General features: G+C 61.5%; 17 protein-coding genes and 1 pseudogene. 10 read left to right on the top strand and 8 right to left on the bottom strand.

Features of this window, described 5'->3' with window-relative positions:
- Window positions 1-54 precede the first annotated feature (54 nt).
- The 5 genes from V3572_RS13040 to V3572_RS13020 all read left to right on the top strand — a co-directional run bounded on the left by V3572_RS13040 (window position 55) and on the right by V3572_RS13020 (window position 6004).
- Window positions 55-2520, top strand: a complete 2466-nt coding sequence (locus V3572_RS13040; protein ID WP_332111448.1) for an efflux RND transporter permease subunit — start codon at window positions 55-57, stop codon at window positions 2518-2520.
- 69 nt (window positions 2521-2589) lie between these two features.
- On the top strand, window positions 2590-3423 hold the full coding sequence (locus V3572_RS13035; protein WP_332111447.1) for an outer membrane lipoprotein-sorting protein: 834 nt from the start codon (window positions 2590-2592) through the stop codon (window positions 3421-3423).
- Window positions 3423-4712, top strand: coding sequence for a hypothetical protein (locus V3572_RS13030; protein ID WP_332111446.1), 1290 nt, complete (start codon window positions 3423-3425; stop codon window positions 4710-4712). Before V3572_RS13035 ends, V3572_RS13030 begins: the two co-directional genes overlap by 1 nt.
- Before the next feature lie 145 nt (window positions 4713-4857).
- The gene (locus V3572_RS13025) at window positions 4858-5385 is read left to right on the top strand and encodes a class I SAM-dependent methyltransferase (RefSeq protein WP_332111445.1); all 528 of its coding nucleotides are present in this window, start codon (window positions 4858-4860) and stop codon (window positions 5383-5385) included.
- A gap of 55 nt (window positions 5386-5440) precedes the next feature.
- Window positions 5441-6004, top strand: coding sequence for a flavodoxin family protein (locus tag V3572_RS13020; protein ID WP_332111444.1), 564 nt, complete (start codon window positions 5441-5443; stop codon window positions 6002-6004).
- 458 nt (window positions 6005-6462) lie between these two features.
- Here V3572_RS13020 and V3572_RS13015 read toward each other — a convergent pair.
- From V3572_RS13015 to V3572_RS12985, 7 genes and pseudogenes are all read right to left on the bottom strand, one after another.
- Window positions 6463-7698 (bottom strand): annotated as a pseudogene (locus tag V3572_RS13015) (ISL3 family transposase).
- A gap of 648 nt (window positions 7699-8346) precedes the next feature.
- A complete protein-coding gene (locus tag V3572_RS13010; RefSeq protein ID WP_332111443.1) occupies window positions 8347-9648 on the bottom strand; it encodes an alpha/beta hydrolase family protein in 1302 nt (433 codons plus the stop codon).
- 95 nt (window positions 9649-9743) lie between these two features.
- A complete protein-coding gene (locus V3572_RS13005; protein ID WP_332111442.1) occupies window positions 9744-11471 on the bottom strand; it encodes an alpha/beta hydrolase family protein in 1728 nt (575 codons plus the stop codon).
- Window positions 11472-11586: 115 nt separating this feature from the next.
- On the bottom strand, window positions 11587-12966 hold the full coding sequence (locus V3572_RS13000; protein ID WP_332111441.1) for an alpha/beta hydrolase family protein: 1380 nt from the start codon (window positions 12964-12966) through the stop codon (window positions 11587-11589).
- 35 nt (window positions 12967-13001) lie between these two features.
- The gene (locus V3572_RS12995) at window positions 13002-14648 is read right to left on the bottom strand and encodes a carboxylesterase/lipase family protein (RefSeq protein WP_332111440.1); all 1647 of its coding nucleotides are present in this window, start codon (window positions 14646-14648) and stop codon (window positions 13002-13004) included.
- Window positions 14648-15775, bottom strand: coding sequence for a hypothetical protein (locus tag V3572_RS12990; RefSeq protein WP_332111439.1), 1128 nt, complete (start codon window positions 15773-15775; stop codon window positions 14648-14650). Before V3572_RS12990 ends, V3572_RS12995 begins: the two co-directional genes overlap by 1 nt.
- A 211-nt stretch (window positions 15776-15986) precedes the next feature.
- On the bottom strand, window positions 15987-17270 hold the full coding sequence (locus tag V3572_RS12985; protein ID WP_332111438.1) for an alpha/beta hydrolase family protein: 1284 nt from the start codon (window positions 17268-17270) through the stop codon (window positions 15987-15989).
- A 263-nt stretch (window positions 17271-17533) separates the two neighbouring features.
- Between V3572_RS12985 and V3572_RS12980 the strand changes: the two genes are divergently transcribed.
- The 5 genes from V3572_RS12980 to V3572_RS12960 all read left to right on the top strand — a co-directional run bounded on the left by V3572_RS12980 (window position 17534) and on the right by V3572_RS12960 (window position 20580).
- On the top strand, window positions 17534-17803 hold the full coding sequence (locus V3572_RS12980) for a hypothetical protein (protein ID WP_332111437.1): 270 nt from the start codon (window positions 17534-17536) through the stop codon (window positions 17801-17803).
- Between the two features lie 553 nt (window positions 17804-18356).
- A complete protein-coding gene (locus V3572_RS12975; protein ID WP_332111436.1) occupies window positions 18357-19544 on the top strand; it encodes a tyrosine-type recombinase/integrase in 1188 nt (395 codons plus the stop codon).
- The gene (locus tag V3572_RS12970; RefSeq protein WP_332111435.1) at window positions 19541-19798 is read left to right on the top strand and encodes a type II toxin-antitoxin system RelE/ParE family toxin; all 258 of its coding nucleotides are present in this window, start codon (window positions 19541-19543) and stop codon (window positions 19796-19798) included. Before V3572_RS12975 ends, V3572_RS12970 begins: the two co-directional genes overlap by 4 nt.
- Window positions 19799-19826: 28 nt before the next feature.
- Complete coding sequence (locus tag V3572_RS12965) at window positions 19827-20126, top strand: HigA family addiction module antitoxin (RefSeq protein ID WP_332111434.1); 300 nt, start codon at window positions 19827-19829, stop codon at window positions 20124-20126.
- 181 nt (window positions 20127-20307) lie between these two features.
- Window positions 20308-20580, top strand: a complete 273-nt coding sequence (locus tag V3572_RS12960; protein WP_332111433.1) for a UPF0175 family protein — start codon at window positions 20308-20310, stop codon at window positions 20578-20580.
- A 12-nt stretch (window positions 20581-20592) separates the two neighbouring features.
- Here the strand turns inward: V3572_RS12960 and V3572_RS12955 are convergent.
- The coding region (locus V3572_RS12955; protein WP_332111432.1) for a hypothetical protein at window positions 20593-20817 on the bottom strand (225 nt) is incomplete at its 5' end.

Raw genomic sequence — 20817 nt, 5'->3', positions numbered from 1 at the left:
GTTTTTTTTAATCTTATGGTTAAGCTACTTAATCAAATAGCGATGGAGAATACCATGAAAACACTCAAGACCTCGCTCATCGCCTTTGCGGTCAACCACTCCAAGTGGGTCGCGGCCGGGCTTTTGGCGGCCATGGTCTTTTTCGCGACGTTTTTTCCGAACATGACCATGGATACGGATCCGGAAAACATGCTGGAGCCCTCGGAACCCGTGCGGATCTTCCACAACGCCGCCAAAAAACAGTTCGACTTGAGCGACACCATCGTCGTCGGCGTCATCAAGGAGAACGACCCCAACGGCGTGTTTACTCCGCAGACCCTGACCCAGGTCTTCGAACTGACCCGGTTCGCCAAAACCCTTCGCTACGAAGACCCAAAGCAACCGGGGAAAACGACGGGCGTCATCGAAGTGGACATGGTTGCCCCCTCGGTGGTGGACCACATGCACCAGGCCGGGCCGGGGACCATCGCCTTCGAATGGCTCATGCCACGGCCGCCGACCACCGAGGCCGAGGCCCTGGCCGTGCGCGACAAGGCCCTGTCGAACCCGCTGCTCGTCGGGCAGATGGTCTCGGCCGACGGCAAGGCCCTGTGCCTGTACCTGCCCCTGACGGACAAACTCCTCAGCTACGACGTCTATACGGCGCTCCAGGAAAAAATACGGGAGTTCGGCGGCGCCGAGGGCTGGCACATCGCCGGACTGCCCGTGGCCGAGGGGGCCATCGGCGTCGAGATGTTCAGCGAGATGGTCATTGCATCACCCCTGACCATGCTCCTGATCTTCGGCATGCTCTACGCGATGTTCCGCAAATGGAGCCTGGTCATCCTGCCCATGCTCATCGCCACGGTGACCGTGGTCGCCACCCTGGGAGCCATGATCGCACTGGGCTTCCCGGTGCATATCCTCAGTTCCATGCTGCCCATCTTCCTCATGTCCATCTCCATCTGCGATTCCATCCATGTCCTCTCGGAGTTCTTTGATGTCTACACGGCGGAGAAAGGACGCAAGGAAAGCATCAAAGAGGTCATGAACACGCTTTTCATGCCCATGCTCTATACGTCGCTCACCACCGCCGCCGGCTTTTTTTCCTTCGTCACCACAGACATTCCCCCTGCCAGGGTCTTCGGCGCGTTTGTCGGGGTGGGCGTCATGTTCGCCTGGATCATCACCATCCTTTTCGTGCCCGCCTACATCATGCTTCTGCCGGAGCGGATATTGCGCAACTTCGGCATGGCGGCGCACCGGGGAGGGGAGGAGTCCTGGCTGACGCGGTGGCTGCATCGTTTGGGGGACATCGCCTGCCGGAGGTCAAAGGTGGTTTTGGCGGTGTTCGTGGCCTGCATCGCCCTTTCCGTCTGGGGCATGTCGCACATCACCATCAACGACAACTATGCCAAGCGGTTTGCCGAGGGCCATCCCATCCGCGAGGCGGACACGGCGCTCAACCGGCATTTCGGCGGCACGTATACGGCGTCGCTCGTTTTGGAGGCAAAAACAGGGGGCGAGGTCTTCAAGCGTCCAGACGTTCTCAACTACATGGCGGCCATGCAGGCCTGGTTGGAAGGGAACGGATATGTCGGCAAAAGCACATCCCTGGCCGACATCGTACGCAAGGTGCACCAGGAACTCGTTGACGGCAGGCCCGAGAACTATCGGATTCCGCCGGGGGAAGGGGCCGTCGCCGAGTGCGTCATGCAGTACCAGCAAAGCCACAAACCGCACGACATCTGGCATTTCGTGACCCCGGAATTCGACTCGGTCAATATCTTCATGCAGTTTCAAAGCGGCGACAGCACACGCACCGAGGCGGCTGTAAACGCCATTCGGTCGTATGTGGAAAACAACAAGCCACCTGTCGCGTTGTCGTATGAATTCGCAGGTCTGCATTACATCAACTACATTTTTCAAGGGAAAATGTTCTGGGGGATGCTCGGTTCCCTGGGCGGCAGCTTCGTCATCGTTTTCGCCATGATGATCGTGCTCTTTCGCTCCGTTTTGTGGGGGTTTTTATGCATGATCCCCCTCACCTTCACCATCATGTTCATCTATGGGGCGCTTGGGTTCCTCGGCCTGGATTATGACATGCCCGTCGCCGTCCTTGGGGCCATCTCCCTGGGCATCGCCGTGGATTTCGCCATCCATTTCCTGGAGCGCAGTCGGCAGATCACTTCGGAAACGGGTTCCTGGGAGAAAGCCGCCCCCCGGGTGTTCGGCGAACCGGCCCGGGCCATCAGCCGCAACGTCATCATCATCGCCCTCGGTTTCCTGCCCATGCTGGTCGCCGCCTTGGTTCCCTACAAGACGACCGGCATCCTGCTTTTCTCCATTCTGACCATCTCCGGCGTCGTCACCCTGGTCCTGCTGCCGGCCCTCCTGACGGTGGGGAGGGGCTGGCTTTTCCGGGCCAAGCGTTTCTCAGCCCGGAGAGACGCCGGGACGTCGCATGGCAAGCCGGGGCTCGTCCCGGTCAGGATCGGCGACGCGAATCGCGGCACGGCGGATGATGCCGGGAGGGAATAGGCCGTGCCCAGGCGGGCGTGGAATCGCTTGAAGGGCGTTTGGAACACAAAAACGGGAAGGAGACGCGCAATGAAAACGATATTCGGATTTGTCCTGATGGCCCTGAGTGTTCTTGGTGTCTCAGGCCAATGCGGTGCGGGCGAGGACATCCCGTCCGTTGAAACCATCATCGCCAGATCGAATCATGCCTCCCTGTACCAGGGGGAGGACTCCCAAGGGACGACGACCATGACCATCACCGACAAGCAGGGCCGGGTGCGCAAGCGCCAGTTCAACATGATGCGTAAAAACGCGGATACAAAGGACAAGGAGCAGAAGTACTTCGTGTATTTCATCGAACCTTCGGACGTACGGAAAATGGTGTTCATGGTGCATAAGCACGTTGACATGGGAAAAGATGACGACCGTTGGCTCTATATGCCGAGTCTTGATCTCGTCAAACGTATTGCAGCCAGCGACAAGCGCACAAGTTTCGTCGGATCTGACTTTCTCTATGAAGACATCTCCGGCCGAAGCCCCGAGGAAGATGCCCATGAGTTGCTTGAAGCAACGGACAGGTATTTTGTTGTGAAAAATACTCCGAAAAATCCGGACGCCGTGGAGTTCGCCTCGTACATCGCCTATATCGACAAGACCACCTTCCTTCCCATGAAGATCGAATACTCCAAGGCGGACAACCGACCGTACCGGGTCATCGAAGTCATGGCCGTGGAGCCCTTCGGCGCCATGGAGAACGGCAGGCAGGTCGTCTATCCGACGGTTGTCCGCTCCGTGGCCAGAGACCTGGAAAGCGGCAGCCAGACGGAAATGGTGTTTTCCAATGTCCGATATAATACCGGGCTTAAGGACGAGTTTTTCACCGAACGCTATCTGCGGCGGGCGCCCAAAGAGGTTATGCAATAATGGGCGCGACCGTTTCGGCCAGGGCCTGGCGGGGAGCCGTCTCCTGCCTGGCCCTGGCGGCCCTGGTTCTGGCCGCCGAGGGCGACTGCCTGGCTGCATCCTTCTGGGACCAGTTCAGCACGCCGGAGGTGCATGGTTTCCTGGAGATCCGGACCGGCTGCCGCACCCAGCCCGATCCCTATGAGAAGGAGGCCTCCGTCTTGGAGACGCGCCTGCAGGGAGAGGTGTCCACCCAGACGGATTGGGCGCAGTTCAAGTACAAGGGGGATGTCTGGTACGACGGCATCCTCGGGCAGGCCCGATATGACACCCGCGAGGCCTGGATGTTCCTGCGTCCCTCCGAAATCCTCGACATCAAGATCGGACGGCAGGTGCTGACCTGGGGCACCGGCGATCTGGTCTTCCTCAACGACCTGTTCCCCAAGGACTGGCAGTCCTTTTTCATCGGCCGGGATGCCGAGTACCTCAAAGCGCCCTCGGACAGCGTCAAAGTCAGCCTGTTTTCGGACTTCCTCAACGCGGACTTCGTGTTCACGCCGCTTTTCGCCAGCGATCGCTTCATTACGGGGCAGTATGTCTCGTACTGGAACGGCAGACTTGGGCGCCTGGTCGGCAACGAATCGGAATTGGACTTCGACAAACCGGACCAGTGGTTTGCGGACGCCGAGTATGCGGCCCGTCTGTACCGGACCGTCGGCGCCTATGAACTGGCCCTCTACGGGTACTTCGGCTTTTGGAAGAATCCCGGCGGCATCGCCGCTTCCGGAGAATCCATCTTTCCGCGCCTGCACGTCTATGGCGCCAGCGCCCGGGGGCCGGTGGCCGGGGGGATCGGAAACATCGAGGCGGCCTACTACGATTCCATCGAGGATCCCGACGGGCGTGATCCGAACATCAACAACTCCGAAATGCGCTATCTTGTCGGCTTCGCCAGGGAGATCGGCCGGGATTTCAACGCCAGCGTCCAGTACTATGTGGAACATCTGCTGGATTACCAGGAATACCGGAGAACCTTCACGGGTGATCAGCCCCGGGACGAGGTGCGGCATGTGCTGACATTGCAGCTCACCAAACTGCTCATGAACCAGAATCTGGAACTGTCCCTTTCCGGCTACTGGTCGCCAAGCGACCACGACGCCTACCTGCGTCCGAAAATTCTCTACAAATGGACTGACAACATCAACCAGGTGGTTGGGGCCAATATTTTTCTTGGAGAGCGCGACGATACCATGTTCGGACAATACAAGGCCAACACGAATATCTACATGTCCCTGCGCTATAGTTTTTAGTGCGGCAATCCGGGTTTATCCGCGAGACGGGACCACCAACCGGCAGCCTTCCACTGCTGCCGCATGCCGGGAGAGATTCGTCATGCAGGCTTGTCGCCATTGCGGTCCCCCCGCCGGGAAACGCCGCCATCCGTCGAGCTACGGAATGCAGGATCCGCACATCGTCTTTCGCGCCCTGGGGCTCGGACCGGGAGACACCTTTCTGGATGCCGGTTGCGGCCTGGGCGAGTACGCCCTGAAGGCCGCGCGCATCGTCGGCCCCATGGGCATGGTCCATGCCTTCGACGTCACGCCCGGCTGCATCGAGGACTTGTCGGACTTGGCCCGTGCGCGCGGCCTGTCCCAGGTGCACGCTGCGGTGGCGGACATCACCCGGCCGCTGCCCGTGCCGGATGCCTCGGTCACCGTCGGCCTGCTGGGTACGGTGCTGCACATCCCGCCCGTGACCCGGGCCATGAAGGCCGTCATCATGGAGATACGCCGGGTGCTGCGGCCGGGAGGTCGGCTCGGCGTCATCGAATGCAATCCGTATTCCCCCTGCGGGCCGCCGCAGTCCATGCGCCTGACCGCCACGCGGGTCACCGATGCTCTGGAGGCGTGCGGTTTTCGGTCCTGCAGTGTGCAAGACATGGGGTACCTGTACCTGGCCATGTATCAAAAACCATCATCGTAAGCCGATAATTTCCAGAGAAGGGCATCGGTAGGTGAAGAAACAACAGGAGAGAAAGATGAAGGCGTTGGTATTCTACGATTCCATAGGCGGAAATACAATGTCCGTGGCAAAGGCTATTCATGAAACCGTGGCCTCGGCATGGGGACATGCCGATCTCGTCAAAGTCTGCAAAGAGTCCTCCGTCAACTTTCTTGAGTATGATCTGATCATGATCGGTTCCCCGGTTATCGACTGGCTCCCGACGAAGCAACTCATGGATGTTGTGATGCGCTTCATGAAATCCGAGAACGCGGCCGGTCGCATCAGGCCCTCCTCGCCGATCATCCCTGGTAAGTTCGGCGTGTGTTTCGGCACATTCGGCGGGCCGCATATCGGCGAACGCGAGGCCCTACCCATGACGGCCTGGCTCCGGGCCTTTCTTGAGCACCTGGGCTACCTCTCCCTGGATGCCTGGCATGTCCCCGGCGCATTCAAAAATCGGGACGAGTTGAGCCGATACGGTAGGTTGGGAGACATCCGCCAACGCCCAAGTGAGTCAGACCTTTCAGATATCAGAAACCGGGTCGCCGGGTTGTTGGCCTCGTTGGAAGCTTTTCGCGGAATGAAGCGTCCGCGATGAGCCTTGCCCGGGTCTGAGAGGGCCCGGGCACAGGCCCAAATGGGGCGGGGTGGAAACCACAGTCCGCCTGGGACATGCCCATGGCCGGAAAGCCGAAAACAAGAGCGGAGTATTGCCATGTCACATAAATCGTCTGCAACGTCGGCATATCCGAAAACGAGCCCCGCAACGACGGTTGTTGCAGAGGATGTCGTCTTAGTGTGGTGTGATACGAGGCTCCTTTCTGGACTTTTTCAAGGTACTGGTTAATGGTGTCGATGGGCCTACTCCCCATGCTCCGATACCATTGGTGGGGGCGATTGTTGTTATAGTCGTCAAGCCAGTCGTTCAAGTCCGATTGCAAGGATTCCACGGACTCATACTGGAGTAGCCCCATCTGGCCCCCCCGACCACCCGGTGGTGCGCTGCTCGCATTTACATCACCGCACGCGCCCCAACAAAATCCGGGTCTTCGACGTTTACTGTGGAAATATTCCTCCCAGAAGTTGGGCGATGGGCGCCCCTATCAGGTAGATTATCGTGATGAAGGTGGCCACGTTCCGGTAGCCCCTGGACCGCGAACGAGCGGCCTGGAAGAGGCCATTGAGTCCTTCCAGGCGTGCGTTTGAAAGCAGGGACTCCCAGCGCCTCAGGATTCTCGGCAAATGCTCATCAAACGTTTTCAGCGCCTTGCGAACCGGTTCGAGCAGAGCCGAATCCCCGGCAAGTTCCCGGGCGAATTCGAAAAATCGGGTCGCCCGCCAGCGTGCCCCCTGTTTGGTGTCGGCATTGCGCACCCAGCGCAGCAATTCCTTCACGCGAGATGCCGTGGCCGTCGCCAGGCCGCGTTCTTTCAACTCCTCCAAGGCCGCAAGCTGTTCTTCGCTGCGCCATGTCTCCATGCCCTTGAGTACGGCCCATCGAGCCCCCTTGGGGAGTTTGACTTCCTTGGCTTCCAGACGCCTGACCTCATCGAGCGCCTTGGTGAAAATCTGAACCACATGGAACCAGTCCACGGTGACTGCGGCATTGCTGAACGTCTCCTCGGCCGCAGCTAGAAAGGCGGGTGGCATGTCGCAGACGACCTCGATCACGTTGTCGGGGTTCCCCGCCCGTTGCTTGAGAAACTTGACGAACTCCTTGAAACACGCCTTGCCCTTGCCGGGCGTTGCGAAAATCACGGGCCGGGTGTCGCGGTCCATATCCACGAAGACGGTGACGTAATGATGCCCTCGCTTGGTGGCCGTCTCATCAAGGCCGACACCGCAAAGGCCGCTGAGGTCGAGCTGCCCCATGGCTTTGAACACGTAGTGCGTCACCACCCGCCATATGCGTTTGTCGGTCACGCCGACATAACGGGCCACGACATTAACCGGCATCTCGCGGGCGAGGATCATCACCGCCTGTTCAAACAGCAAGGTGAAGCCGCTGCCTTCGCGAGCCCAGGGGACCTGGACCCGGCGGATGCCGTGGTCCAGGCAGTTGACTCGAGGAACTCAGGCTGTGATCAGGCAATGGTGCTGAAAGAAGTTGAGATGTCTCCAGGGAAACGCCATGAAATCATGGGCCTTGCAAAGCTTGCCGCACGTCGGACAGGGATAGAGGACGCCTCGGTCGGCTTCAACGGCGAGGCGGAGTTCGCTCGGTTGCCTGTTGACATCAAGCTTCCGGCCCACCACCTTCCAGGGCTCCGTCAACCCAAGCCCGAGAGTCAGTAAATCATTGGCGTTTACAGGTGGTTGCCTCCTAAAAGAGGCCTCTAGCTAACTTGCAATCGCTCATGCAGTCAAGGAAAGGCACTTTCACGTCCTACGTCGAAGAATCAAAATTTTCAACAGATTACCTGGGAAAATTCCAACAGCCCCCCCCCATTTTTCGCTTCGAATTTGACGTTTGGGCATCCTCGATGCGTTGGCGGCAGAAAATAATCAGGTGTCACGGTGCACGGCGGCAAGGGCAATCTACGCGTCGCGGGGGCAAGTCAGCATGACGACAGTATGCTGTTTTCGCTGAATATGTTTATCGGCTGCGACCTGGGGATGGACATTAGGACATTTCGGGTGCGTGGGCTGCGCAAGAGCTCACGCCACACTGCGTCACCGGCCCGAGTAAGCAATTCCAGCATGTTGTGCATGACATGGGCGGCTGTCAGCGCCGAAATCGAACCCAAGAGCTACTCCGGCCCATGGGCAAGGTCACCAAGGACGACCCGAAATTCTACGAGCACCCTCCCAGAAAGTCGACCTCGATACGGCCCTCTCCTGGTAGTTTGGGCCTGTCCCAACACTGGACCCTCATCCGCGGCGTTTGGCTGCGGCTGGCTGGATGGGGAGAGGGGCACTCCTTCCCGTACGCCGGAGGCGTCATTTTCCGGGCTGGGCCGGAGTCGCGAACACGGTATCGAGCCAATCGAACACTTCCTGGCTCATAAGGCTTCGGTTTTCCATGACGCAGTGGTTGGCGGCCCCTTCTTCGGCCGGGGTTACCACCATGGACTTGCGCGCGCTGGCCAGGCAGTCCAGGCAGAGCTTGTTCTGGCGTTCGATCTCCGGGGTATTGTACTCCCCGGCCGCGACCACGATGAGCGCGGGCGTATGCACCTTGGCCGGGTCAAAGCGCAGGTCCCGGTTGGCCGCGACGAGGCCCGGCAGATTGTTCGTGGGAACCCCGAATCGCCAGGCGATGAGCTGATTGCACACCCGGCTGAAAGAGGACCAGCCTTTCACCACCTCCGGCGTGGCCGTGGCCACGGCCATCTTGGCCACTCCCGCGCCCGCGTCCACCACGCAGTTGTTCATGACGATGGCCGAGAAGCGGCCGTCGCGCTCAGCCGCCATGGGGACGAAGCCGCCGCCGCTGCTGATGCCGTAGACGGCCAACCGTTTCGGGTCCACGTCCTTTCTGGCGAGGGCGTAGTCCGCCACAACCGAGATGGAGGCGCCGATGGTCGGACTGAAAAAGCGCCCTTGCGTTGGCAAAAGCCCTTGTCCGGGCAGGTCCACGGTCAGGAAGTTGTAGCCTCGCTCGAATGCCTGGGGCGCGATGTAGAAGAACTGGTCCTCGGCGAAGGTCTCTGCTCCGCCGATCATGACGAGCGTTGGGGCCGGATGGTCCCCCTCGGCGGCCTTGCGGAAGTAGCCGGGCAGCACCGTGCCCTGGAAGGGGATCTCTATAGACTCCAGTTCGGGCTTGAGGCGCCTGCCCGCCCGCTTCATGAGCTCGCGGCTTTTGCCAGCGGTCTGCGCGAGGCGGGGGTCGTCCGGGAGCATAGACACCATGGCGGCGCGGTAGGCGTAAGCGGCCCGCATGAACTGGTCGCGGGCGCTGACCACATGCCCCCCGGCCAGGGACCTTTCTCCCCGGGACTCAATGAGTGCGGCGGTCTTGAGCCATTCGTCCCGCCAGCTGTCCGCGTCGCCGTCCTTGATCTTCGCGGCCGTGGCGAACGCCTCGCCCACCTCGCAGCCGTGGTTCACGGCGGAACCGAGCATCAGGGAGCCGAACACGAAGTCCATGGCCGGATCCTTGAACCTGAAGCCCGTGTGGGCCGCGTGCGGGTCCAGTTCCGAGGCGGCTTCGCCCTCCCGGCCGGAGGCCGCCTTCCCCGGCGAAGCCGCCACCGTCAACGCCAGATACACAACGAGCATGAAGGTCCAACGTCTCATGGCGCACTCCTTGTTCTCACGCCCGCGATCGAGGGAGTGCGGGGGAATGGCCGCTGCCTCGAAAGCCGTGCCATGCCCCACTTCCTCGCACGGGCTTACTGCTTGGGCTTGGCCCGCTCGTCCAGCCAGTCCAGTATGCGTTCGCTGGAGGCAAGCGGAGCGCCCAGCTGGCAGTGGAACTGCGTGCCCCTGGACGCGTCGAACTCCATATAGGTCTTCTCGGCCTTCAGCCCGTTAAAGAACAGCTTGGACTGGGCGTTGGAAGCGGCGACCTGGTCCTCGCTGGAGTTGACCACCAGCATCTCAGTCTCGATCTTGCCCATGGTGTCCGCCTGGTTGAATGTTTTGAGCTTCGAGAACAACGCGCTCGGTGTCTTGGCGTCGAAGGTCCAGAGCATCTGACTGATGAACTGGTTCAACTCCGGGTGCTTTCCCATCTCCTGGGTGACGATCTCGTCCACCCTGGCGGACTGGGCCGGGACGTTCACACCCTGCATCACCTCGGCCGGGAATTTGGTCATGACGCCGTCGAAGGGGCTCACCACCCCGCCGTCGGCGATGCCCCAATGGATGCGCTTCTCGAAGGCCAGGGCGCGCGGGACCAGATAGCCGCCCATGGAGTAGCCGATGATGGCCATGCGTTTGGAGTCCACCTCGGGCAGGGTCATGGCGTAGTCCACCACGGGAGTGACGACCTTTTCCCAGTCGAGCCGGAAGGGCAGTCCCTGCTTGATGATCATTTCGCCCTGGCCGGGGCCCTCGTAGATCAGGCAGGCGTAGCCGCGTTTCACGGCGTGGGCGGCGATGATGAAGTAGAGATCCTCTGCGGTGCCGTCCAGGCCGGTCTGGATGAGCAGCAGCGGGCGCTTGCGCTTGGTGTTGTCAGGGGTGACCAGATAGCCGGGCAGGGTGGTCTTTTCATAGGGGATGCGCACCGGCCTGATGCGCCCCTCGGAGAGTTGGGCGGCCTTGAGGAAGGTGTCGCGGCCATCCTGCCAGGCCACCGCGCCGCGAGGATCGCTGCCGTAAAGGTAGATCGAACTGGCCCGGTAGTACTCGGTGGCGCGGAAATACTGCTGCATGGCGCTCACGTTGTGTCCGGCGGCGGCGTCCCGCTCGGCCGCGTCGCGCAGCCTGCGGGCCATGGCGTTCCAGGCCTGGTACCAACTCTCCTTGTCGTAGTCCTTCACTTGGCTGGTGATGGTCAGCATCTCGCCCAGGTCCGCCCCGCCCGCCGCGATGAGGCCTGCCCGCCAGAGGCATTGGAAGACGAAGGCGCCGTCGTTGAAGAGGAACTTGGTCATGGCCCGGTCGGCAACGTCCCTCACGGGCTTGTCGGGCTTGCCCCGGTAGTTGTCCCAGCGGGAGACCTCGCCGTTTATGTAGACCTGGCCCTGCAAGGGGAAGTGGGTGTGGACGAAGATCCACTTCTTGTCCAGACCGGTGTTTTGGGCCAGCGACTCGGCGATGGCGGTCATCATCTTGGCCACCAGGTCGTCGGTGAAGAAGCCGGGCACGTAGAGGTCCACGAACAGGGGCTTGTCCGTGGAGGGCTTGCCCATGCAGTGCACGGCGTCGAAGGTCTGCCAGTAGTAGGTGACGAGCTCCTCGCCCAGGCCCGTGGACTTGGCCACGTCGCGGCTGACGGCGGCCAGCACGGTCGGCGCGTCCAGGTTGGATTTGGTGGAGGTGATGCGGACCATGGGGTCGGCCGGATCGATGCCTCCCGGAGGGGATGCCTTGGCCAAGCCCGGGAAGGAGAACATGGCGGGAAGGAGAACCAGAAGCGTCGGTAAGGCGTATCTCAAGACGCGAAGCAACATGATCAAAGTACCTCCTGGGTCTGTCGCCCCGTTCCTGCACGGGGCTTGGCTTGAAGCGTCCGGCGGCCTGACGTCGGTCCTTTCGTGCGCCTGGACGCGTGAATACCGTATTGCTTTATGGTTTGGCCCGTTCATCCAGCCAGTTGAACATGTTCTCACTGGCAACCAAGGGGGCGCCGACCTGGCAATGGGACTGAGCGCCTTGACTCGCGTCGAGCTCCAAGTAAGTTTTCTTGGACACGAGCGCGTTGTAGAATTGTTTGGCCTGGGCGAAGGAGTCATTGATCTTGTCGGCGCTGGAGTTGACCACCAGCATTTCCGCCTCGATCTTACCGACAGTGTCCGCGACGGTGTATGGCTTCAGCTTGCGGAAAAGGTCGCTTGGAGACCCGGCCTTGAATATCCACAATCTCTGGTTGATGGCGTGACGAAAACCGAGACTCCGGCCCATTTCCTGGGCGACGAGGGCATCCACCGTAGCGGCCTGGGCCGGGGAATCGACGATTTTTCGTACGGCTTCGGGCAGTTGCTTCAGGGTTCCCTCGTAGACGCTCCAGACACCGCCGTCGGCAATGCCCCACTTGATGCGTTTCTCAAAAGCCAGGGCCCGGGGGACGGACATGGAGGGTCCGAAAATGGCCATGCGCCCGGCGTCCACTCCGGGAAGGGTCATGGCGAAATCCACGACCGGGGTAACGACTTTCTCCCAGTCAGGCCTGAAGGGCAGGCCCTGCTTTATAATCATCTCCCCCTGACCGGGGCCTTCAAAGATCAGACAGTTGTAGCCGCGTTTCACGGCCTCTGCGCCGAGGAGGAAGTAGAGGTCCTCCGCTGTGCCGTCCAAACCTGTCTGGAGCAGAAACAGAGGCCGTTTTTTGCGGCTGTTGTCCGGGGTGACCAGATACCCCGGGAGGGTGGTCTGCTCGTAAGGTATCCGCACGGGCTGGATACGCCCCTGGGAGAGCGCCGCTGCCTTCATGAAGGTGTCGCGGCCTGCTTGCCAGGCGAGAACTCCCCTTTCGTCGCCATACTCGTAGACCCCCGCAGCTCGGAAGGCGTTGGTCGCCCTGAAATAGGCCTGCATGGCGCTTTGGGTGTGGCCGGAGGCAAAATAGGCATCGGCGTTGGCACGCAGTTTTACGGCCATGCCGTTCCAGGCCAGGTGCCAGCTTTCCGTGTCGCCATCCTTGATCTGACTGGCTACAGTTAATATCTCCCCGAGGTCTCCTCCGCCGGTAGCGATCAGCCCCGCTCGCCACAGGGTCTGGAAGAGGAACGTCCGTTCATGGAACAGGAACTTGTCCAAATACCTTTCGCCGTCATCACGAGGGGAAGCGGTCCGTTCACCGGCACCGTCCTGCTGCGGGGCATCGGCGGCGGGTGGGGAATCGCTGCCGCTGGAGGCCAGGGCCGGCGGAGCCATGGTCCAGGCCAAGAATACCAAGCCCAGGATCACCTGGGCCGGGACCAGGGTGTGGATGCGGGCACGAGTCATGGGCCCCCTTTGGTTTCGTGCATGGGACGAGGAAACTACTTATCCGGCCTGAACCGCGACGCCCGGTCGATGAAGTCGCACTGGTCGCCGTACAGGCGCGTCTCCAGGCGCAGGGTGTCTCCCAGGTCAAGGCTCACGTCCGAGGCTCGCCGGTAGACGGGCCATTCGGGCAGGCCCGGCCCGTTGGGGTCGCCTGTTCGGGCGAAGTTAACCCAGTAGGCCATCACCTGTCGGGAGAGTTCACGGTCCGCCGACGTATACCCGTCCGATTCCTTCATGTTGCCGAACACGTAGGCCAGATCCACGCCGTGAAACGCGCCCAATTCGCGGGCCCGGGCGGTGTCCGGCCTGCGGGTGAAGCGGTAGAGCCAGGCCTTGCTCCCGGTCCGCTCCAGGGCGCGGGCCTCGTAGCGGGCGGGTTGGGCGTTCACGGCCACGGTGATGAACCGGTCGATGGCGCCCCGGACGTCGCCGTCTCCCGAGGCGGGGAACATCGCCAGGGCGTCTCGCCACGTCTCGCCGAAACGGGCCTTCAGGAAGTCCGCGTACCTGGCCGTGGTCAGGACGCCCTCCCCTCGCAGGTAGGTGGCGCCTTCGTTGCCCGTGCTGCCGACGATCATGGGAACATGGGGAAGGCCGGGGTTGGCCAGGGCGGCGGCGGGATCTCTCGGCAGCACCACGCCGTCGAAGACCGGCGCGAAGAAGAGGCCGTCCTTGAAAATGCTCGTCTGGGTGTCGGCCGCCTGCAGCACCTCCTTGGCCGATTTGGACCGCATGCAGGCGATCTCGTCGGGCTTCCCCGTGCAGCCGAGCCGCTCGCTCAGCCTGCGGCCCATTTCCGACACGGCCTTCATGTCGCCGTTGAAGGCCGGATTCAGGTACTCGGAACCGATGATGGGCCCGCCGCTTTGGGCGATGGCCCGGTTGAAGAGTCCCCTGGCCAGGGGGCTCAGGGTGAGCAGGGACACGGAACGCGACCCGGCGGATTGTCCGAAGATGGTCACGTTGCCGGGATCGCCGCCGAAGGCCGCGATGTTGCGCCGGACCCAGCGCAGGGCCTCGATCTGGTCCAGCAGGCTGTCGTTCCCGCTCACGCCCGCCTCCGATTCGGCGGCGAGCCCCGGGTGGGCCAGGAACCCGAGGGCCCCCAGCCGGTAGTTGAGCGTGACCGCCGCCACGCCCTGCCTGGCCAGGACGCTGCCTTCATACTCCGGCTGGGACGAGGCGCCGAAGGTGAACCCCCCGCCGTGTATCCAGACCATCACGGGCAGTTTCCCGCCGCGCGCGTTGACGGGAGTCCAGACGTTGAGGGTAAGGCAATCCTCGGAGGAGCCGTTTCCAAGCGGTCCGGTCTGGGCGCAGGCGGGGCAGTAGGAGGTCGCGTCGCGAACGCCTTCCCAGGGCAGCGGCGGTCGAGGCGCTTTCCAGCGAAGATCGCCTGTGGGGGGCTGCGCGTACGGGATGCCGAGAAAGACCCGCACGCCCCCGGCGATCCGGCCCGAGACGGTTCCGCTGTCCAGGTTGACGGTCGCGCCTGGGTCCTGCGCCGCGCCGACCGACAAGGCGGCGGACAAAAGGCCGATGAGAAGGATCGCCGCGACGAGTCCCGGCCGTCCGGCGGGGGATGCGCCGCAGGGCCTCGCGGGCGGCGCTGAGGCCGCGTCTTTGCGCTTGTATCGCATCATTGCACCGGAATTGTGAGTTGGGGCGGCAGGGTGACGTTTTTCTCCTCCATCAGGGTGAAGGCCAGCATGAGGAAAGAGAACACCCGTTTGGTCAGGATATCGCGGTCATCGACCCAGAACCAGTGTCCGTGGAAGGCGATGGCCGCGTAGGCGTCTGCGGGCTTCGCGCCGCCGCTGTGCACGGCCACGGGGGCCAGGATGTCCGAGCCCGGCGAATCTTTGATGGAAGGCAAGGCGCGGCGCGAGTCGATGTCCGCGGCGGGAATGTCCACCCGCGCGGCCACGGACGCCAGGATCTGCATGAGGGAGAACGCCTGTATGGCGATCTGGCGTCGGTTCTCGACCTCCGGGTCGATGATGATTTCATATTCATAGACGGCCGGGTCCAGGTCCAGGATGTCCCGCAATTCCGATATCAGGGCGGCCGCTTCGGGCGAGGGACGTTTGCCGCCCAAGGTCAGGTACAGGCGGCTTTCCCTGGCGTTTGGGGCGTGTTCGACCCTGACGCGCACGGCGTTCTCCAGTTGCAGCAGCGAGAGGACTTCCACCGTCCGCTTGAATTCCTCTTGGGCCGGAACGCTGCCCGAGGCGGTGAGGGTGGAGTTGCGCAGTCCGTTTATGGACCGCACGCCCAGGTTGAACAGGAATTTCGCAGAAATGCCGGTATCCAGCCCCACCATGATGTTTCGCACGGGCAGGGCGGACATGACTCCCAGGCGGAAGGGAGCGCCGGTCATGGGCTTGTAGGTGATTGTCGGGCGATCAGTGTAGCGGGTGCTCAGGCCGAACTCCAGCTTGCCGAAGTTGCCGAACACCGGATTGATGTCTTCGGTGACCGGGGCGGGGTTGTCGTATATGGTGCGGGAGAATCCGGCGTTTCCGCCGGTTTCCATGGAGTATCCCGCCACAATGTCGCCCACGTCCATGAAGAAGATGGGTTCCGCATAGCGGACTTTCACGATGTTGAGCAGGATCTGGCGTTTCCAGGATTCCGTGTACGAGGAGATGTAGTCGGTGCGGTCCTGGAGCATCCGTCCGGGGCCGATGGAGGAGCAGCCGGAGAGCAGGACGAGGGCGGCCAGAAGCGCGGTCGTCGTTGCGGTTCGAGAAAGACTTGTCCGCATGGGCATCATCCTTTGGCCGTTTTCCGGCCGGTTCGGCTGCGGTGTCGTGTCCGCGTGGCCTTCAGTCGCGGCATCGCGTCGGACCTCGTGTCGCGCCCTCGAAAAGCGCATATGGCGTTTCGTGGGCAACAAGCTGAAACCACTGATTTTTATGAAACAATACTATCGTATTTTCTAAAGGACGTGACACTGGCTTGGCCTAACGGACGGGCTATTGCTTGAAAACGTCGTCGAGCCAGTCGAAGAGGATAAGCCCCACCAGGGAACGGTTTTCCATGAGGCAGTGGTTGCTTGCGCCCTCATCCGACGGCGTCACGACCATTTTCGAGGTCGGGTTGGGAAAATGGTCCATGGCGGCTTGTTGCTGCCGCTGCACTTCCTGGCTTCTGTACTCGCCTTCGCCTACGATGATCAGCGCGGGCACAGTGATCTTGGCCGGATCGAAGGTGTTGCCCTTGTTGGCGTCGATGAGTTTTTCCGGCTGGTTTTCCGGCACGCCGTAGCGCCAGCAAATGGCCTTGACCACCCCGGCGTGGAAGCTCGACCAGCCTGCCCGATCTTTTTCGGTTTCCACGGCCGCGGGCATGGTGGCGAAGAGGGCATGGGCGTCCACCACCGCGGAGTTCATGACGACGGCCTTGATGCGGGGGTCGTGCATGGCGGCCTGCGGCACGAACAGACCGCCGCCGCTGAAGCCGTAGGCAGCCAAATGCCTGGCGTCGACCTCGGGACGGCTGATCAGGTAATCCACCACGGCCTTCAAGGGCACGTTCGTGTCGGTTCGAAACACCTTGCCCTGGTAGGGGAGCAGGCCTTGGCCGGGCAGATCGACGGTGGCGAAATTGTAGCCACGGGCGAAGGCTTGGGGCGCGATGTAGAAAACCAAGTCCTCGGCGAAGGTTTCGCCGCCGCCGATCATAAGCAGGGTCTTGTGCGGTCCCTTGCCGGGGGCGGCCCGGAAAAATCCAGGCAACACGGCCCCTTCGAAAGGAATCTCGAAATACTCCAGCGGCGGCTCAAACAACCGGCCGGCCTTGCGCATCAGCTCGCGCATCGTGGCGGCGCGCTGTTGCAACTGTGGGTTGTCCGGCTGCATGGAAACGAGCGAGGCGCGGTAGTAGTAGGCGGCACGCAAGAACTGGTCCCTGGCGCTTGTCGTGTGGCCGGCGGCGAGGGATTTTTCGCCGCGAGCCGCGACACGCGCGGCAAGTTCGCCCCATTGCTGCTGCCAACTGGTGGCGTCGCCGTCCTTAATGCGGGAGGCCGCATAGAAAACCTCACCGACTTCCACGCCGCCGTTGACCGCCGCGCCGAGGATCAAATTGCCGAGATGGAAATCCATGTCGCCATCGTTGAAATAGTATTTTCCGGCAGTGGCGTGGGCGTCGAATTCTTTTTTTGGGGAGGCGCCAGCTTCATGTATCTGCATGTTTCCTATGGCAAACGCCATGGAAATAGTCAGTGCCAGCACAGCGTGTCGCATACCATTTGTCATGAAGCCGCTCCTCGGTAAGAATTCTCCAACTGACCGCAGGATAGGTTTGGCTTTTTGTTGTGCCGTTGCGGTCGTATGTTCGCCGTATCCCTTGGCGAAACGTCCGGTTTGCGATTGTGACCTCACTAGTTGTCTTACAGAAAAGATGTGTCATAACAAGAGGCTGGACATGGGTTTTGAGCCACAGGAAACACCAGGGAAACCCAGATAATTCCCGATAAAGCCCTTGGAAATAGGCTGGGAGACGGGCAGGGAGGGCTGACGTGGTGGCGACGCTACAGGATTTGCACAACGCGTCGGCGCTTTTCCGGGCGACCTCGGCCGTGAGCGCGTCGGCCGTGGCCCGGGCCTGGGGCGAGGCCTTGGCCGTGGTCAGGGCCGTGAACGTGGCGTCGGTCCAGGCCGAAAGCCGTTCGCGCACGGTCTCGGCGGATTCGGGTTCGCCGGTCAGGAGCGTGCGTTTGAAGCGGGCAACCCCGGGCGCTCGATCAAAAGGCGGAACCGGTTCCGGTATTGAAAATGCGAACAATTAAAATAGACCTCTTGGCGATTTTAACTATTTGCATATATAGATAGATTGCAAGTTACAACAAGGAGTTCGGCTCCGTGTGACGCTGCCTGAGGGCGGCGTCAGCGGCGTCTGGCACGCCTCCCTTTTGCTTGCGAGGGGAGCAAGTGGCTACTGGCGGGGATGCCTCCGCAGGAAGGGGGCCAACTCAAGTGGCCGAAGGTGTTGGGGGATGTATGCTGGGCAGAAGCGGTCAGCGTGTGGGTATAGTGTGGGGCATGAAAAAAGGGCTTACGGATTTTCGTCCGTAAGCCCTTGATCTTGCTGGTTGCGGGGGCAGGATTTGAACCTGCGATCTTCGGGTTATGAGAACAAAGAGCATATGATTTATTTCTTTTTCCCTGTCGTACCCCACAGTCTCATGTATTCCTAAAATTACTTGAAATAATGAGATAAATTTTCTAAATCTGCCATGATCTTCGGGCTTGATTTCCTCTCCTGCACCCTGTATTTCGATCTGAGGTGTGGGGTATAGTGTGGGGTATGGATGCATACCCCACAGGCGAGGAGGCCGAGGCATGCCCGCTCAAAAACGGTTCAAGACGGAATATCCAGGGGTCATTTTCATCGAAGGGACCAGCGTCTCGGGAAAGCCCGAGCGGATTTATCTCATCCGCTACCGGCGCGAGGGAAAGCTGATCGAGGAAAAGGCCGGGAGGCAGCACCAGGACGCCATGACCCCGGCCAAGGCAAACGGCATCCGGGCGCGAAGGATCGAGGGCCGCGAGGACTCAAACGTCGTGCGTCGGGAAAAAGACCGGGCCGCCAGGGAGGCGGAGGCCGGGAGATGGACCATCAGGCGGCTTTGGCAGGAATACAAGGCCAGCAAACCGAACCTGAAGGGGATCGTCAGCGACGAAAACCGGTTCAAGAATTTCATCCTCCCGGCCTTTGGCGACAAGGAGCCGTGTCAGATCATCGCCCTGGACGTGGACCGCCTCCGGGTCAGGCTGCTCAAAACCCGCAAGCCGGGCACGGTGAAAAACGTGATCGAGCTTTTGCGCCGGATCATCAACTACGGGGGCAAGAAAAACCTGTGCGCAGGCCCGGGGTTCGTCCTGGAGCTCCCCAAGGCCCAAAGCCTCAAGACCGAAGACCTGGCCCCGGAAGAGCTTGCTGCGCTCTTTGAGGCCATTGAGGCGGACACCCATCCGTATGCCGGGCCGATGATGAAGCTGGCGCTTTTCTCGGGGCTTCGCAAATCGGAAATGCTCAAGCTTCGCTGGGCGGACGTGGACTCCCGCAACGGCTTCATCCACATCCCTGACGCCAAGAGCGGCCGGGATGAAAAAATCCCCATGAGCGATCCGGCGCGGCAGCTTCTGGAGTCGCTTCCCCGGACGGCTGAATTCGTCTTCCCCGGCCGGACGGGCGGACGGCGCGTCTACATCCAGCGCAACGTGAACGCCATCCGGGACCGGGCCGGGCTTCCCAAGGATTTTCGGGCGCTGCACGGCCTGCGCCACGTCTATGCCTCCATGCTGGCCTCGTCCGGCCAGGTGGATATGTACACCCTGCAAAAACTCATGACCCACAAAAGCCCGCAGATGACCCAGCGCTATGCGCACCTTCGGGACGACGCCTTGCAACGGGCGGCGGGCGTGGCCGGGGAGCTGTTCGGAAGCCTCGGCAACGGCAAGGTCGCAAAGTTGAAAGACAAGGTGGTCAATCTGGACACTTGTAACCATGATGGTTACAAGGCATGATAGAAACCTTCGCGCACAAAGGGCTTGAGGCGTTTCACCTGGACGGGGCCACCTGGGGAATCCAGGCCAAACATGCGTCCAGGCTGGGGCGCATCCTTGACCATCTGGAGGCCGCCAGGGACGTGAAAGATATGGACGCTCCCGGCTTTGGCCTGCATCCGCTGCGGGGTGACAGGAAAGGCCAATTTGCCGTCAAGGTACCTGGAACTGGCGGGTCGTCTTCCGCTTCGAGGACGGCCGCGCATACGACGTGAACTATATTGACTATCACTGAGGGACGCCATGAAGACGCGCACTCGCAAGCCGACGCATCCCGGGGGCATCCTGCGGCATGACTATCTCGATCCCTTGGGCATGACCATCACGGCCCTGGCCGACCGGCTGAAGGTTTCCCGCAAGCATCTGTCCGGGGTGCTCAACGAACGGGCCGGGATCACGCCCGACATGGCCCTGCGGCTGGCCAAGGCCTTCAACACCACCCCGGACCTGTGGCTCAACCTCCAAAACGCCCATGATCTGTGGTGCGCCGAGCATGCGCCCACGGGATGGGCCGAGGTGACGCCGATCACCACGGCGGCGTGATGCGCCACGCCGCGGGGGGCGGTGCGATGGCGCCCTCGCTGGAAAAAGGATTGAGCCCTGAAAAGGGCTGCTGACGTGGCGGGTGAAAGAGTGGATGGTATTTTCGAGGAGATTGTGAAGAAACGGGGTTGAATGGTCGTCCCCAAGGCCAAGGGCCAACGGTAACGTGAAGAGGTTCCCCATGCGACAGATTTCCCTGCACATTCCGGATGATGCTCTGGGCGCGTTCATGTTGCCGCAAGAGAGCCAGGACAAGATCGGCGGCGAACTGCTCATGCTGGCGGCCGCCAAGCTCTATGAGATGGGGAGGCTTTCTTCCGGCGCCGCCGCCCGGCTGGCCGGGGTTCCGAGGACAGTGTTTCTCTCCCGTCTGGCGGAATATGGCGTGGACACCTTCGACGTGACCGAAGAGGCGTTGCACGGGCAGGCACGTCTTGCCGCGAACCATCTCTAGCACCTTCCCCTTTCAATACCTGCACCAGATTGGCCAGTTGGATGTGCTTCGGCCCTTGTCCAAAACGTCCTTGTGCCCCCGGCTGTTGTGGATGCGTTGGCCGCAGGACGGGCCATGGGGCTTGATCTCCCCGCGCCCGAGGCCTTGGCGTGGCGGGCGAGGCGTAGACACTCCCGAAGTGGGGGGGCCGGCGAAAGACAGGGTGGTGAAGGCGATGATGCCGACGATGGCCACGGT

This window comes from Desulfolutivibrio sp. (assembly GCF_036584575.1).
Classification (GTDB): domain Bacteria; phylum Desulfobacterota; class Desulfovibrionia; order Desulfovibrionales; family Desulfovibrionaceae; genus Desulfolutivibrio.
Note: the sequence above shows the minus strand (reverse complement) of the source record. Positions and strands in the feature narration are given on the sequence as shown.

What these genes read in the sequence shown, in the direction of transcription:
- V3572_RS13010 (WP_332111443.1), bottom strand. Translation starts at nt 9,648, where the DNA reads ATGAGACGTTGGACCTTCATGCTCGTTGTGTATCTGGCGTTGACGGTG.
- V3572_RS12960 (WP_332111433.1), top strand. Translation starts at nt 20,308, where the DNA reads ATGCGACAGATTTCCCTGCACATTCCGGATGATGCTCTGGGCGCGTTC.
- V3572_RS12990 (WP_332111439.1), bottom strand. Translation starts at nt 15,775, where the DNA reads ATGCGGACAAGTCTTTCTCGAACCGCAACGACGACCGCGCTTCTGGCC.
- V3572_RS12965 (WP_332111434.1), top strand. Translation starts at nt 19,827, where the DNA reads ATGAAGACGCGCACTCGCAAGCCGACGCATCCCGGGGGCATCCTGCGG.
- V3572_RS13000 (WP_332111441.1), bottom strand. Translation starts at nt 12,966, where the DNA reads ATGACTCGTGCCCGCATCCACACCCTGGTCCCGGCCCAGGTGATCCTG.
- V3572_RS12985 (WP_332111438.1), bottom strand. Translation starts at nt 17,270, where the DNA reads ATGACAAATGGTATGCGACACGCTGTGCTGGCACTGACTATTTCCATG.
- V3572_RS13035 (WP_332111447.1), top strand. Translation starts at nt 2,590, where the DNA reads ATGAAAACGATATTCGGATTTGTCCTGATGGCCCTGAGTGTTCTTGGT.
- V3572_RS12995 (WP_332111440.1), bottom strand. Translation starts at nt 14,648, where the DNA reads ATGCGATACAAGCGCAAAGACGCGGCCTCAGCGCCGCCCGCGAGGCCC.
- V3572_RS12975 (WP_332111436.1), top strand. Translation starts at nt 18,357, where the DNA reads ATGCCCGCTCAAAAACGGTTCAAGACGGAATATCCAGGGGTCATTTTC.
- V3572_RS13025 (WP_332111445.1), top strand. Translation starts at nt 4,858, where the DNA reads ATGCAGGATCCGCACATCGTCTTTCGCGCCCTGGGGCTCGGACCGGGA.
- V3572_RS13005 (WP_332111442.1), bottom strand. Translation starts at nt 11,471, where the DNA reads ATGTTGCTTCGCGTCTTGAGATACGCCTTACCGACGCTTCTGGTTCTC.
- V3572_RS13040 (WP_332111448.1), top strand. Translation starts at nt 55, where the DNA reads ATGAAAACACTCAAGACCTCGCTCATCGCCTTTGCGGTCAACCACTCC.
- V3572_RS13030 (WP_332111446.1), top strand. Translation starts at nt 3,423, where the DNA reads ATGGGCGCGACCGTTTCGGCCAGGGCCTGGCGGGGAGCCGTCTCCTGC.
- V3572_RS13020 (WP_332111444.1), top strand. Translation starts at nt 5,441, where the DNA reads ATGAAGGCGTTGGTATTCTACGATTCCATAGGCGGAAATACAATGTCC.
- V3572_RS12970 (WP_332111435.1), top strand. Translation starts at nt 19,541, where the DNA reads ATGATAGAAACCTTCGCGCACAAAGGGCTTGAGGCGTTTCACCTGGAC.